We start from the raw sequence: 14,976 nt of genomic DNA, 5'->3' as shown, positions 1-14,976 counted from the left end.
ACTTATCCACACCCCATGCGGGGTGGCCGACATGGCCCGGAATGGGTGGCCGGCATCCTCCGGAATGCCCGGCCGACATCCTCCGGAATCACTGGCCGGCTTGGCCCGGAATCACCGGCCGATTTGCTCCGGAATACGCAGTAGATCGAGCGGTACCCCTCGATGACCTTCGTCGCTTCGGGATAGCTCAGCTCCGCCTCGATGAATTTCCTCCGGGCGTGGGCGTTGCAATAAACGTTCTGAATCTTCGTGTCCTTTGTGCATTTCCCGTAGCCGGAAAAAGCGTCACTCACGAGATATTCGGCCTGGCAGGTTTTTAAAAATTCGCCGGCCACTTCTCCCGCCCGCGTATCGTGGGCGCTGTAGTAGGAGCCTTTCTCGTTGAAAAAGCCCCACATCTGCCAGTTGGGCGTCTCGTCCCCCTCCAAAAGCTTCCAGGGCGTTTCATCCGCGTGGAGGACCGGCGATGCGGCGATCTCTTTTCGGATCGCCTCGTAGACGGGGGTGAGGTGATCCGAAGGGAGATCGCACAGTCCCCGGTTCGAGCATGTCCCGAATTCCGTTGGGTTTGATTCTATAATGTCCGGGTCGCGCCGATTGGCTCAGCGACGGTGTTCCGTAATAAAGTGCCTCTCCTGGCGCCGGTAAAAGAGAAGCGGGCAGGGGGACCGCGCGCGAGTGGAGATTGACGTCGATCTGGGCACTTACGAAAAGTACTGATTGAGACCTTTCTTCGTCAGTCGACCCAGTTTGGCCTGGCCGGGAAGCCTAAGCTTCTGCGCCCCGACGTGGACGGGACCGACGGGTTTTTTATCGCTAGCCTGGCTCGCCAGACTTGAAAGCTCCCCCTTTTGCATGGGTTCCGTTGATCGTGCTTTCCGTTTTTTCCTTCGGCTGTGACCACGTGGATAGCGAGGATACCGAGCCAAAACAACTTACATTTGGGTTGGACAAAGATGAAGACCCGTACGTCCTTCAGGCTTCGGATGGAACCTTTCACATGTCGTGGTTTCAGATGAATCCGGACACTTTTATAACATCGGGGCTTAGGGGAGCGCGTAGATGTAAGTGCAAGTGCCATCTTCGCAAACCACACTTCCTTCGGAACATTCCAGGACGGCGCAACCGACGCACGGTTCCTTGCTCGAGTCGCAGGAGCAATCGACCGTCGCAGCTTCAGCCGAGTTCCGATTCACGCCGATATACGGACAGCCGCAGCAGCTTCCGATCACCGTCACGCAATCGCTGCTGTCTTTACAGGTGTAGTCAATCGTTTGCGGCGTAGGTGACGGAGACGGAGTGGTTTCGTCGGAGTCGCACGCAAGAAAACCTGCTCCCGCTCCGAACGTTAACGTCAAAATGATGAATATACGTCTCACATATAATATTTTACCGAGTGGTTTCAGTCGCGACAATCAAAAGATTAACACAACTTATTATTGTGTTAACAAATGTAAACAATGGTTGGATGCTCTAAACCATTGGAGAATCAATCTCGGAAACTTTTAATCTCGGACTCTTGATCTTCGATCTAGATGGAACGCTCATCGACTCGCGCATCGATATCGCGAACGCCGTAAACTCAGCTCTGAAAGCCATCGATTTAGCTCCCTTGGCCGTCGGGAGCATCTCTTGGATCATATAGGCTTGTACCCTCTCCCGCTTTCCCTAGGACTCGGAGGGATTGCCCGATCGTTAACATTTGATAACAAATTTTTCATAAATGTGAATGGTAGATCTCGAAGTGACGCGGCTGGTGGCGTTAACATTGAGGGTAGGTAAAGAAAGGGGACCTCGCTATGAATCAACCGACAAAATGCTTTCTTTCGATCATTCAACTTTCGGTCCTGATCGGATGTGGCGGTGACGAGGCGAGCTCAAGCCATCAAATTCAGCTGAACCAACAGGCGGTATCATTCGAAGAGGTCCGATGCATTCAAGGTTACGATTGCGGTGGCAAGCTCCTCAGTTTTAACGTTCTGTTCAAAAATCCGTTTTCCAGCTTGTCCGTTGGGTCAGACTCTACGTCGATCTCGTTTGATTTTCCCAACGATCCTACATGCCTATCTCTTGCCTGCGATGGCCCGGCCACGATTCAAGTCTTTTGGGAACAGGAGTTGTATCGGAGCCCTACGAATCTTACAACCGACACGATCGTACTCAGCACCTCTCCGGCCCCCAGCTGTCCTTCCGTGAATCCCCCTGCGCGGTGCGCGGACATCGAGGGCGAGATCGAGATCAAGAGCCGAGTGACATTGGAGAACAACGAGGGGGACAAGACAGCTACGCTCGAACCACAGTTCCTAGCGTTTGTCTGTTCCATTGAGGCGGTTGCTCCGGCTTGCGAAGTTGAAGTTTCTTCTTCGGGTATAGGCCAGTAAGAGAAGGAGGGAAGCGATGACACGGAAACAGTTCTTGCTTCCAGCGTTCCTGATGGGCTTCTTGGCTGCGTGCGATGGCGACGAAACGACACAGACGGCGTCTGTACAGATTGACGAAGAGCTTCGGACGTTTGATCGCGTGGTCTGCCGTGAGCATTTTGCGTGTGACCAAACGCCTTATATTTTCGGCATCTATTTTGAGGACGTGGGCGCTCCGCAAGGTGGTGCAAGCGACATCCTCTCCTTTGTAGTGAACTCAGATGGGTGGCCTGCTTCCTACGTTGCCTCCGCGGAGACACCTATCCACGTCGACCTTTTTGTCGACAACAATTTCTTTGCGGCGAACCCCGATTTGTCCAATGGTGAAGTCTCCTTCTCGATCCGAGAAGTGACCCCGTGCCTTAAAGGAGCGTTAGCGCCCTGCGAGGAGATCGAGGGATCCGTTGAAATCAACGAAGAGGTTTGGTTGCGGACTACGGGCGGCATCGAAGCCGTTCATCTTGCACAACAGACTTTGCGTTTTCGGTGCATGGTTCAAACCGCGTACGCCGAACTCGCCTGCACGCCATAGTGGAATTGACCTTCCCCCCGAAAATGTGGCCAGTAAAGACTAGGCGTACCGAGCGGCGTACCCCTTCAGAACCTCCCGGATCATCCTCTGATATTTAAGCCCCATTTTGACGGCCACAGTCTTAAAGAATCGCACCGTAGCGGCATCCAGGGTGATCGTGATTTTCATTCTGGCCTCCCTCTGAAGCAGTTTTTCAGGAGGAGGCAAAAAATCCCTTACCACCAGCAGTTTACCAATCGGCTGACCACTAAAGCTTCTTGTTCTCTTTCTCATATAACACCCGTCCATTTCTCCAATAGGATGATGCGCTCATCCACTTTCCCGATGCAGAATTGCCTCGGTTCCGCCTCGCTATGCAACTCATCCACCGCAATGATCCGGAGTGGATCGTAGAACGCCCTTGAGGCAACAAGAAAATTGACCCCGTGTTTTGCAGCGTTTTTCCTTTCCTTCTCTTCATTCCATTCAAAACGCTCCAACCGTGACCGTGAAGCCCACGAAAGGAAGCCATCACATTATACCGCGAATCAGCCATATATTTATATGGCAATTCCACCCTGATGATCCTCAGCCTCCTGTCGGCCGCGAATCGACCCATGTCATGTCTTGGCGCGGACTCGCTACTTTTTGCGTACTTGGGCAACATTTCGTACGTCTAGTAGAGAACTTCCAGCGGCCTGCAACGGCTACTGTGTTGATTATATGAACAAATCCATACGATTTGAGGGCTAACCGATGGTCTAAATTTTGAATATTTGTCACTTATGGGAAGTACGCCCTCGTGTGTCGTGAGATCTGGTCGCTTGCCGTGGGTGGCCGTTCACTTTCTCACGGCATTCTGCTTTCTGGTTTCCGGTTGCCTGACGGATAGCTCGTCTGAAGGTCAGCAAGCGGCGATAACGGACCTCACATCGACCAACAAAACTCCAGATAGCAATATTGGCCTTGAACCTGTCCCTTTAGCCCCTCCTCTGAAGAGAGATCTTGTCTTCGTTCAAAGCGTCGATTCCAGTTCACTTCGGGCCCTTGTCACCGGTTTTGCCGGTGCTGCAGCAAGAGGAGTCACGGAGATTTGCGCTCAGAAGATTGGCATAAACGGTTCTCCGGAATGTTTTGCTTCAGTCGCTTCTGACGGATCTTTCCGTGGTGTGATCAGCGGTGTTCAACCCGGGGATGAAGTCTATTTGTGGCCGAACGGTCCGACATATCTTCCAGGCGGTCCACAACTTAATGCCATTCAGGAACCGGTGCTTTATTGGTCACGGCGTTTTCCGTCGGTCGTTCACGACATTGTTCGTACATACAGTGGACTTTATCTTGCTGCGAGAGATGGATTGTATTTTCTTGCAAACGAGGATCTCACAAAATCTCCCCGATCAATTTATCCGATCAAGTACACAGTGGCTGATGGTCTCCCCTCCTACAATATTGTTTATAACCTCGCGGATGACGGGCAAGGGGGATTATGGTTGATCGTCTATCCATGGACGCTCGCTCATCTCACGTTCGATGGAGGAAAAGCGCGATTTGAAACGGTTCCTGTGACAGCAACAAGTATGGTTGCAGACCAACCCGGAAGCCTCTGGGTTGGGACGGCGTATGGAATTTGTCACGTGACAATACAAAATGGCGCGATCGGAAACGAATGTTATTCATTCCTGAATGGGGATTATGTTGACACACTGGCATTGGATCAAAGTGGAGGATTCTGGATTGGCACCGTTCATGGCCTTTTTCATTTCCGCATTGAAAACAATCTCCCACAAGTGACATCGTATGAGCAGTATTTCTCCCAAGTGATCAAGCACCTTGCCGTTCCAACGGACGGTGCAGTTTGGATCGGCACGGACTCTGGCTTGGGAAGACTCCTGATAAACAACAGCACGGTCGATGCACGCTTTTTCACATCCAACGACGGTTTGTTGAACAATCGGATTGAAAGCCTGAACGTGGATCGAAACGGGGAGCTTTGGATCGGTACCGCCAGTGGCCCGATGCAAGTGGTAGTTCAGCAAAATCAATTTCAATTTCTCTCGATGTTCCTCGGCACTCCTCTTCAATGGCAAACCATCCTGAGCTTTGAATTCGATGAAACGGGAGGAGTGTGGGCGGGTACATGGTGGAGCGGACTGTTTTTCGTAGATCCGGTCACCTCTTCCGTTGTGCAGTTTGACATGAATGAACCTCTCCAGAGCAACGACATTCAGGCGGTAATGGCAGATGACAACGGTGCTTGGATCGGGACATCGCTAGGATTGGCTCGATTGCAGATCTCCAACGGTGAATCTTATTTTGAATCCTCAATACCTCCTGTCTTTGGAGCGATTCGCACCTTCGTGAGCGATCAAGCGGGAGGTTTTTGGGCTGGGGGAGATATCGGTCTCTATCATCTCAGGCTTGTCGATGGGAGATACGTAACGGAATATTTCAGCGCGCAAAATGGTCTTCCGAGCAACGATATTACGACGATCGTTGAAGATGCACTGGGAGGAGTCTGGATCGGCACGTCCGCGGGCTTAAGCCATGGCATATACGCCAACGGCGAAACCACATTTTCAAATTTTGACACACAGAACAGCCCTCTTTCTGACAACCGTATTTTTTCCCTGGCGAGAGGTCTCCAAGACGACCTTTGGATCGGTACATACGACGGAAGCCTGACGCATTTCTCCTGGAACAGCAGCGGAGGATTGGAGACACGTGTATACACCACGTCCGATGGGATGCCAGACGAGCGCTTTGGTCTGACAAGCTTGCTCGTAACAAAGGAGGGGACGGTCTGGATCGGCACATGGAGCAGAGGTCTGGTGCGACTTGCGTTTGAGAATGGCATCGCGCAATTCAAAACGTTCACCATGCAGGATGGCCTTTCCTTTTTCCAGATTTCAGCATTGGCCGACGACGGCAAGGGCGGAATCTGGATCGGGACGACGTACGGAATGAGTCACATGACGCTCGATATGTCGGGAGCTCCTCTATTTAAGAATTACTTGGTTGCGGACGGACTCCCGAGTTTAAGAATTAACTCCTTCGCTTTATCTCCGAACGGCGGAATCTTTATCGCAACAGATAACGGCTTCGTTCTTTTCCCAAACTCCGCTTATTGAATCTCGTATTTCGCAAGCTTCCGATAGAAGGTGGCAAGCGAAATGGAAAGTCGCTCCGCCGCCAGTCGATAATTTCCTTTCGCTTGCTGGATCGCTTTTTGGATGATCTTTTTTTCAATCGTCCCTCGAAGTTTGGGAAAGGCCCGCTTGTGCTTCATTGCCGGTTCTTGAGCCGGAATCCACGTTTGGAGAGGGGGTGACAGGTCCGGGAGGTCAATCAGATCCCCTTCGGAGGTGAGCGACGCCCGCTCCAACTCGTTTGCCAGCTCTTGAATATTCCCCGGCCAAGGATATTGAGAAAAGCGGTGCAGAACCGCCCGGCTGATCCGTTTGGGGGCCCTCCCCTCCCGCTGCGCAACGTCCCGGAGGAGGTGCCGAACCAAATAAGGGAGGTCGTCTTTCCGCTCCCGCAAAGGGGGGATGAGAATTTCAAATGCGGCCAATCGAAAATAGAGATCTTCCCGCAGCGTACCTTTTTGGATCAGCTCCTTGGGATTCTGGTCCACAGTGGCAATCCACCTCCCCAGCACCTCATATTCCGCTTCCCCCCCAAGGGGGCGCGTCTTGTTCTCCTGAAGTACGCGCAAAAGTTTTACTTGCACCGGAGAGGACAAGGCTTGGATCCCTTGCAGGAGAAGCGTCCCGTCTTTAGCCGAGCGAAGAAGGCCGGTTCGGGGTGAAGTCGCTCCTGTAAACGCCCCAGGCTCATAACCGAAAAGCTCTCCTTCAAAAAGGGCCGAAGGGATTGCGGCGCAGTCAATGACCACCAGCGGTTTCTGGGCACGGTCGCTCATGGCGACAATCCCTTTCGCGAGGGCTTCTTTTTCCGTTCCCGTTTCACCCCAGATCAGAATCCGGCTGGAGCTTAACGCCGCTTTCTCAGATGCCTGAAGAACAAGCCGCATCGCTTCGCTCGCTCCCACGATTCCAAACGGCTCCCATTTGGAAGATCCGTAAGGGGTTCTCATCTCTTCCAAATGCGAGATCCGCTGCTTCAAACGCAAGGTCATTTCTTCCAACGATTCGTTTAAATTTTGGATCCTTTTCTGTTCCTTCTGGATTTGCTCCATGAGCATGGTTGAATGAAGCGTTACGGCGGCTTGGTCGGTGATCCCCTGTAGCAATTCGAGATCATCCGCCGAAAGGGCAAAAGGCTGATTCGGATCATCCAAGTAGATGGCACCAAAGTTTTCTCCCCTGCAACGAAGAGGGATGCAGAGGATTCCACGGAGGTCATGCGAGGAGAGCGAGGCGCCGAATTGGCCGGAGGAAGTGTACTCGCGAGCATCGTGAAGCAAAATGGTCTGGTTTTGTTCCATGGCTCGTTTTGCAACGGACCGTGAAAGTTCGAGCGGGAGATCGATTTCCTTTTCCCACTTCTGGCCGATAAACTGGCCGGACTCAAGTTGGTCATCCTTCTTCAGAATAACCCCTCCGCGGGCCGCCCGGGAAAGTCGGATCATTTCTAGGAGCATGGCGCGTATTACCTGATCGGGAACGGCCCATTCGGCGACGGAATGCGAAATCTTGAGAAACATTCGAAGCGCTGTGCGCTCTTCATTCCGTAGCTCCGAAACGCTTCGTTCGTCCCCAGCTTTGGTTTGCTCTAAAACGGTTTTGTCTTCCGTCACGAACCATCGATCGATCTGATTTCGAAGCGGACCCAAAATTTGAGGCGGCATCCGCTTTTCGATTTGCTGGATGAGCGTTTCAACTTCGCGAGAAAGATCATCTGGAGAAGCGTTCTTGGGTCTGGCTTGGTGAATGAGCCCCAAAAAGCGAAGACGCATGAGTTCGTAAAAACAATCTTTCGCTTTTCCGACCTCCTCCTTTCCTTCTCGATACCGCTTGGCCAGTTCCTTGTGGTCAATGAGCTTCTCTTTCCATTCCCACTCGCTACGCAGAAGAATAGAGTGAAACAAATTGGCTGCGTCGCGCGGCAGGAGCTCAATGGCGCGAGAAAGGTTTCCCTGCAGATAAGTCGATTCAGCCAGAAGATTCTGGATGGCCGAAGCGAAACGCGGAGGAGGAGCTTCTCTTGGCAAGGCCTCTACCTGCGAAAGAAAAGATTTCAGATCTCCTCGCAGGGAATAAATGTCGGCCCGTAAAACGTTCTGATAAATTTTCTGATCTGGGGTCCCATGTTGAAATACCAATGAATCGCTCTCGCGCACCAACCTCGCCCCTTTATCCACGGCTCCGATCCGCAACCAAAGATTGGCGAGATTTTGTGTCCAGATGATTTGTTCCGAAGGGAGTCCAAGGAGACGGAAGGCCGTCCTCCCTTTTTCAAAATTCCGGACGGCGGCTTCCAGATCCCCGGTCTGAACCTGCAAAATGGCGAGGTTGAGCAGGTAATTTAAGCTCCGGCGTCGGTCCCCTTGTTGGGCGGAAAGCCAAGCCGCATGGCGATAGCAACGCAGGGCGTTCTTGATTCTCCCCATGCGTGCATAAACCATCCCCAGTTGATTGAGTGTAGGAGTATACCCGGCGATGTCATTGAGTCGGCGCCAGAGCAAACGTGAAAGGGAAAAGTGCGACAGAGCCGCATCCAGATCCTCACAATAGTAAGCGGCGAGCCCCGCCCGCCGTTCATATTCGGCCTTTTTCCTTTTTGGAACAAAGGCCCGCGCGAGTTTTTGCCCCGCTTCCTCGTACGCTTCTTTAAAGCGCCCCATTCGAATCAACACTTCTGGAGAGGGGGCGCATTCCGCATACCTCCCCTCCAAAAAAGCGAGGCGATCCGCCAACTTTTTCGGAATCTCGCGGGGTGAAATCGACTGGGCAAGTGATTTTGCGTCCTCGACGCGGCCGATTTCAACGAGCAGACGAAGGCGTGTCCGAAGGAATTGGGGTGCGGCGCGAAAAACATCTTTCAACTCATCCAGCCAGGCCAAAGCTTGTTCAAACTTCCGCTCTCGCAAAAATTTTCGGATAAGGCGCCCTCCGGCCCGCGCGGAAACCGGATGCAGGCCTGCGCGAAGTGAAAGGGAGGTTGTAAGCCCCAAAAGATCGGAAGAAAGCGAATAAGGGCCGGAAAGTTTCTCTTCCAGCCATGCGATTTGAGTGGGACGAAGCGGGGCATCGTCCGCCGGTCGAACGAGAGCCTTTAAAAAAGAGATCCCCTTTTGTTCGTATACATAGGCGATACCGGACTGAATCCAATTTGAAAGGCGGTCCTCTGCATCATAAAACCATTGCGTCGGGAGGGCCCTTTCTCCCCAGAGCACGATTTGAAAAAGTTCGTCTTTGACTCCCGAGGAAGTGGGCTGGCTTGTACCGGAGATCGGTTCTCCGGTTGTGATATCCGAAATGAGCTTTTGGCGAAAAACTTCCAGCGAAGGATGGGTTTGCAAAAGTCGCTGAAGCACTTCCCGCAGTACCGTCGTTTCCCCTCCGGTTTTGCTGTACAAGTCGGCGATCAGTTGCGGTTCCAACGAGAGTTCGGGATGAAGTTCATCCAAGAGCCCTTTCAGCTCGTCCTGGCTCAACGGACCGAGATGAAATAGGTTCCAATCCTGGCCTGGGGAAAATGTGGTCCAGTTTGGCTCCAGCCAGACGATGTTTACTTTCCCTTCGGTCCGGACGGACACTTCTTTGAGCCACTCTTCAAGCGGAGAAAGAAAGTCGCCGCCTCTATATATGATGATGGCAGCCTGAGCGGCTTTTTGGAAAGGCCATTTCCAGTCGATCTCCTCTGGCGACCGGGCGACCTTCACCTCCACGCCGTCCCTCACGAGCTCGGCGCGAAGAGCGCTTTGGAACTGCGAAAGTTCGCTTTCCTCTCCACGCAGAAGAAAGCATTTAGAATGAAACGTCTTACATTCACTGGATACACGCTTCCATAAAGACCGGCATCTTGCCCACGGTAGCGAGTCGAGAAGATACGGCTCTAACGTAACCTCCCGGTCCTTTTTCTTGAGGAGAACAGCCTTGGCAACCTGTGCGTGGGGAAACCTCTCTTCGGGATTTTCCTGGCAGATCTTTCTCAGCCAAAAACGAAAACGTGAACTCGGCTCGCCGCGGAGCAACCTTTGAAGAGTGATTCCCAGGGCGTATAAGTCAATTCGATGGTCGACGCTACCTGCCGTGAGAAGTTCCGGCGCAAAATACCCCCGCGTTCCGCGTATCCCTTCTTTGCGTCCACGGACATAGTGACGGGTAGCAAGTCCAAGGTCGATCAGTTTCAAGGTTTCCGGCTTTTTTTGAAGACCAATCAAAATGTTGGAAGGCTTGATATCGTGATGAACGATCCCGCGGTCATGAAGAAACGCTAGCGTGTCGAGAAGAACCGCTCCCCATGAAATAAGCTCCGACTCCGGAACAGTCGCCGTTAGTTCACGTAAAGGAAGCCCCTCCACCTTTTCACTGACAAGCCATGTCCAAGAATCGCTCTCGCCGAAGTCAAGGACTTGGACCAGGTTGGGATGGCGAAATTTAGAAAGATATTCAAACTCTTTGCGCAGTCCCACGACATCCGCGGGAGACAAAAGATCTTTGGGAACCATTTTAAGGATGCATTCTTTGTGATTCTGAGGATCCAGCGCTTCAAACACCTTTGCCCGGTGTTTGCCTGGAATCTCACGAACTAAGGAGTAAGGGGTAGGATTTTGAAACGAATTCAATAATTGAATTATACTCCCATTTACAAATAAAATTAATCAGTTACCAAAGCCCTTTTTCGCATTTTTGCGAATTGTCTTGTTTGACCAACCTTGATTAATCCATTGAATTAAAAAGAGTTTTTAGATTTTCGACGCAAGAATTGCAAAGCGGAGAGGCCGAGACTGGGCTTTCCGTTTCCATCGAATAGGAAAAACATATTACTTTCAAATGGTTAGATCCTCGGCACGAATTCTGCCTTGAACCATGGAAGAATCTGAAAGGAGACCTCATGAACTGGCTCATCGCGATCTTATTTCTGGTTATCGGCTGCGGGTCTAACAACGTTTCAACCAGCAACGAAAGTGGAAGCACCGATACTTCACTTGATTCTTCTCTTGATTCTTCTGCGCTCAAAGGAGGTAAACCTCCCAAAGCTGATCCGACGCCGACCCCTGTCGCTCCGCAAGATTTGCCGAGCAGTGTAATCGCCTTGGGAAGTTACGTGTTACCTCAAGCGATGGCGATGAACCCGGTCACAAAGCAGCTTTGTGTTAGCTTTTTCAATTATATAATCAAGGGCCAGTCCGAATTGAAGTACGGCTGTCTCAATGGAAGTACGTGGGAGATTCAATCGCTCGGTTTCAAAGGTGGGGACTATGGCCCAAGCTCCATGAATATGAAATTTGACAGCGCGGGCCATCCCACCATCGCTTTTTCAAATACTTGGGAAAGCGGCACGAATAACGGTCACCTCTGGGTTGTTTCTTCCGATGGTTTGTCGTGGAAAACGGAATCGTTGGATTTTGATACAGGAGCTCCATTGGTGGCTATGGGACCCAATGGGAAGAAATACATTTCGTACCTAGCTTCTGCACCAGGTGGAGCGCTCATATACTTGGCGGAAAACTCGGGAACGGGCTGGACGACCTCCGCCGTGGATGACAGCAACGTTGCGGGTGGAACTCGCTATGAAGGCAATCCTTCCATAGCTGTGGACAATCTGGGAAATGTCGCGGTTACCTACACGTACTACATTATTGGTTACACCAAACAGGTTCGTTATGCCTACCGTTCCAATGGCGTATGGAAGATCAGCACTCTCCATTACAATATTGGAGGTTCAACGGCGCTTGTTTTTGATTCATCCAATAGGCCGCAGGTTTTCTTCAAACCGGATGAAGGTTTGTACGCGGCTCGCGCCGACGCATTGGGAAACTGGTCGAAAGAGTTGGTTCCGAACATCAATGCGATAACGTTCCTTGGGTCCCTTTCGCTCGATTCCAACGGCGCGGCATTCATGAGCGTCTTTAACTATGGACCGGGAGACCTCCAATTGGTCAGCGGCACATCTGGAAATTATACAAATCAGTTGCTCGCAGGCACTGGCACTGTTGGAAAATCCAACTCGCTCGTCATCGATCCGGCCACAAACAAAAAGTACGTGAGCTTTACCGATGAGTCGCTCAAACAGCTGAGGCTCATCACGTTGCCGTAATGGATACGGGGAAAAGATGAGCCACCCTGGCACAAGCAGGCGGAGGAAGAACTCCGCCTGCTCCTCCCTTCAGCTGTTCCTGGCTGTATTATGGATCGGTTGCGGACAGGGGCCAGGCGCGGATAGAAAATCCGGCGACGAGATTGACGGTGGATCATCGATCATGGAAAGTGTTTTGCTCAGTGACCCCGCCGTTCCGATATTTTCCGGTATTTACAACGCCGCGACGGTCAGCTGGGATACGATCAACATCTGGTGGAGTGCAGCCACGGACGATGCCACCTCTTCCTCGTCGATCGTCTATGACGTCTACCAATCCACATCATTGCCGATAAATTATTCGGCGCCGACGTTTACCACACCCCCCGGAACGACTTTTGTGCAGGTCAAGGGATTAAACGGCAGCACAACGTACTATTTTTCCGTTCGTGCACGAGACGCGGAGGGAAATCGGGACGGCAACACCGTCGTCCGGAGCGCTTTCACCTATGTCGCTCCGTCCGATTCCATCCCACCGACCTTCAGCGGAATTGTTAGCGCGACCTCCACAGGGCAGAACCAAATTGTTCTCACTTGGGCAGCCGCTTCGGACAACGTCACATCTCAGAGCGGCATCGCCTACAAGATCTTCCTCTCTCTGACGTCGACGATCAGCTTCGCCAATCCGTGGGCCACAACATCGTTAGGAGCGACCAGCTATCCCGCCAATGGTCTGTCTCCGGAAACGACCTATTTCTTTGCCGTACGAGCCTGCGACGGAAAAGGGAATTGCGATACGAATAGCGCGCAGAAAAGCGCGACAACATTTTTGTCCAGCAGCGATACAACCCCTCCCAGTTTTTCCGGCCTCGTAAGCGCGACCGCCATAAACTCGAATCAGATTGATCTCGCGTGGAACCCGGCAACCGATGATGTAACGTCAACCGGCCAAATCGTTTATGAAATTTATCGCTCTACAACCTCTTCCATAACCTATTCGGCGCCCTTGGCGACGACGTCACCCGGCGTGACGAGTTTTTCAGCCACCTCGTTGTCAGCCGACACCACTTATTTGTTCGCGGTTAGGGCGAAAGACGCGGCCGGAAACCGGGATAGCAACACCGTCGTTCGGAGCGCAACAACGCCATCGGGAGGTTCCAACCAGCCCCCATCATTCACGGGAATCTATGGAGCCATGGCCGTCGCATGGGATACCGTCAATATCTGGTGGAATGCCGCTAAGGACGATGCCACCTCTTCGTCGTCGATCGTCTATGACGTCTACCAATCCACTTCATTGCCGATAAATTATTCGGCGCCGACGTTTACCACACCTCCCGGAACGACGTTTGTGCAGGTCAAGGGATTAAACGGCAGCACAACGTACCATTTTTCCGTTCGCGCACGAGACGCGGAAGGAAACCGGGACGCCAACAGTGTCGTCCGGAGCGCTTTCACCCCTGTCGCCCCGTCCGATTCCATCCCACCAACCTTCGGCGGCCTTGCGAGCGCGATCCCGGCCAGTCCCCAACAGATCGACCTCGCGTGGAGCACCGCCAGCGACAACCTGACCTCACCGAGCGGAATTGTCTATGACATTTATTTTTCGACTTCACCCACGATGAATTACGCCAGCCCGAAGGTAACCACAGCTCCCGGGATCATTCGATACTCAGTCACCAATCTGGTCGCCAATACACTCTATTATTTTGCGGTAAGGGCTCGGGACGCGCGTGGAAACCGAGATAGCAACAGCGTCATCCGGAGCGCGGCAACGTTAAGCTCGGTGCCCGATACGACATCGCCGACATTCACCGGTCTTTCTAGCGCGACGGCCGTGGGGCCCTACTCGATCGTTCTCGCATGGAGCCCGGCGACGGACGATCTGACGTCGCAGGCTTCCATTGTCTACGACATCTATATGTCAACGACCGACACAGTAAGCTTTACGAATCCTTCGGCCACGGCATCCCCTGGCACCACGAACTACACAATGACCGGCCTTTCAAAGAAAACCAGCTACTTTTTTGTTGTGCGGGCGCGAGACACCAGTGGGAACCGGGACCAAAACACCGTTCAAAAAAGCGCGACGACCCCGGACATCGGACCGGAAGAGGAGGTCGTCGTATTGATCAACCAGCTCCGCGCGACCGGTGCCACCTGCCCGGGTACAGGAACGAACATGCCTCCCGCCTCTCCATTGACGATGGACAGCTACATGCAATCGCTCGCCAGAGACCACAGCGTGTACATGGCTCAGACCGGAACATTCGTGCACTCCAACTACCCCTACGCGGAAAACATCGCCTGGGGGATGGGGAGCGCCGCCAGCGTCGTGAACGCGTGGTTTAGAAGTACGGGGGGCCACTGCGAAACGATGCTCCGGCAAAGAACCTATAACCTTACAGGTGTCGGACGCGCCTTCGGGGCGTATGACTATTGGACGTTTATCGTGAAGTGAATCGTGCACCTTGACGTTTGAGAAACAGAGCTTGAGGGAGGGGAAACTCAGATGACAAAAAATCTTACGATTTTAGAGGTCTTTATATTTCTGTGTTCAGGCTGCGGCTCCAAACTGCTCATGGGCACCGACATGGTCGGAAGATCCAACTCACGGGTCATCGATCCGGCCACAAACCAAAGGTACGTGAGCTACACGCACGTCACTGTTCCATATGAGCTGAGGCTCGTCACATTGCCGTAAGGGAACGAGGTCATGGGCGCCCTTTTAGAAAATACCGAAGCCGCATCAGAGGTCGGGGAAAAGCGGCATGTTCTCCGAGTTCAACACAGAATGAGACTTCTTTTCTCCGCGAGACGGAAGGGGAGATTGGAAGG

11 protein-coding genes are annotated in these 14,976 nt (G+C 52.5%); 7 read left to right on the top strand and 4 right to left on the bottom strand.

Annotated elements, in window-relative coordinates:
- The coding region (locus VI895_04140; GenBank protein ID HLG18993.1) for a hypothetical protein at positions 1 to 320 on the top strand (320 nt) is incomplete at its 5' end.
- 726 nt (positions 321 to 1,046) lie between these two features.
- Here the strand turns inward: VI895_04140 and VI895_04135 are convergent.
- Positions 1,047 to 1,379, bottom strand: coding sequence for a hypothetical protein (locus VI895_04135; GenBank protein HLG18992.1), 333 nt, complete (start codon positions 1,377 to 1,379; stop codon positions 1,047 to 1,049).
- 420 nt (positions 1,380 to 1,799) lie between these two features.
- On the opposite strand from VI895_04135, the gene VI895_04130 reads away from it, so the two are divergent.
- Both VI895_04130 and VI895_04125 read left to right on the top strand, forming a co-directional pair.
- A complete protein-coding gene (locus tag VI895_04130) occupies positions 1,800 to 2,381 on the top strand; it encodes a hypothetical protein (GenBank protein ID HLG18991.1) in 582 nt (193 codons plus the stop codon).
- A 16-nt stretch (positions 2,382 to 2,397) separates the two neighbouring features.
- Positions 2,398 to 2,952, top strand: coding sequence for a hypothetical protein (locus tag VI895_04125; GenBank protein ID HLG18990.1), 555 nt, complete (start codon positions 2,398 to 2,400; stop codon positions 2,950 to 2,952).
- 39 nt (positions 2,953 to 2,991) lie between these two features.
- On the opposite strand, the gene VI895_04120 is transcribed toward VI895_04125, so the two are convergent.
- Entirely contained in the window at positions 2,992 to 3,120 is a 129-nt protein-coding gene (locus VI895_04120; GenBank protein HLG18989.1) for a toxin-antitoxin system antitoxin subunit, read from the bottom strand.
- Between the two features lie 101 nt (positions 3,121 to 3,221).
- On the bottom strand, positions 3,222 to 3,431 hold the full coding sequence (locus VI895_04115) for a BrnT family toxin (GenBank protein HLG18988.1): 210 nt from the start codon (positions 3,429 to 3,431) through the stop codon (positions 3,222 to 3,224).
- Positions 3,432 to 4,100: 669 nt separating this feature from the next.
- Here VI895_04115 and VI895_04110 point away from each other — a divergent pair.
- Complete coding sequence (locus VI895_04110) at positions 4,101 to 6,059, top strand: two-component regulator propeller domain-containing protein (protein HLG18987.1); 1,959 nt, start codon at positions 4,101 to 4,103, stop codon at positions 6,057 to 6,059.
- Here the strand turns inward: VI895_04110 and VI895_04105 are convergent.
- Positions 6,053 to 10,615: a sigma 54-interacting transcriptional regulator gene (locus VI895_04105; GenBank protein ID HLG18986.1), complete on the bottom strand. Its 4,563-nt coding sequence runs from the start codon at positions 10,613 to 10,615 to the stop codon at positions 6,053 to 6,055. The genes VI895_04110 and VI895_04105 overlap by 7 nt on opposite strands.
- 338 nt (positions 10,616 to 10,953) lie before the next feature.
- Here VI895_04105 and VI895_04100 point away from each other — a divergent pair, with 338 nt between their 5' ends.
- The 3 genes from VI895_04100 to VI895_04090 all read left to right on the top strand — a co-directional run bounded on the left by VI895_04100 (position 10,954) and on the right by VI895_04090 (position 14,842).
- Positions 10,954 to 12,159 carry a hypothetical protein gene (locus VI895_04100; GenBank protein HLG18985.1) on the top strand — a complete coding sequence of 402 codons (1,206 nt, stop codon included), beginning with the start codon at positions 10,954 to 10,956 and terminating at the stop codon, positions 12,157 to 12,159.
- 163 nt (positions 12,160 to 12,322) lie between these two features.
- Entirely contained in the window at positions 12,323 to 14,599 is a 2,277-nt protein-coding gene (locus VI895_04095) for a fibronectin type III domain-containing protein (GenBank protein ID HLG18984.1), read from the top strand.
- A 51-nt stretch (positions 14,600 to 14,650) separates the two neighbouring features.
- Complete coding sequence (locus VI895_04090; GenBank protein HLG18983.1) at positions 14,651 to 14,842, top strand: hypothetical protein; 192 nt, start codon at positions 14,651 to 14,653, stop codon at positions 14,840 to 14,842.
- Positions 14,843 to 14,976 lie beyond the last annotated feature (134 nt).

It is taken from the genome of Bdellovibrionota bacterium (assembly GCA_035292885.1).
Classification (GTDB): Bacteria; Bdellovibrionota_G; JALEGL01; order JALEGL01; family DATDPG01; genus DATDPG01.
This window is presented reverse-complemented; position numbering and strand designations above follow the sequence as displayed.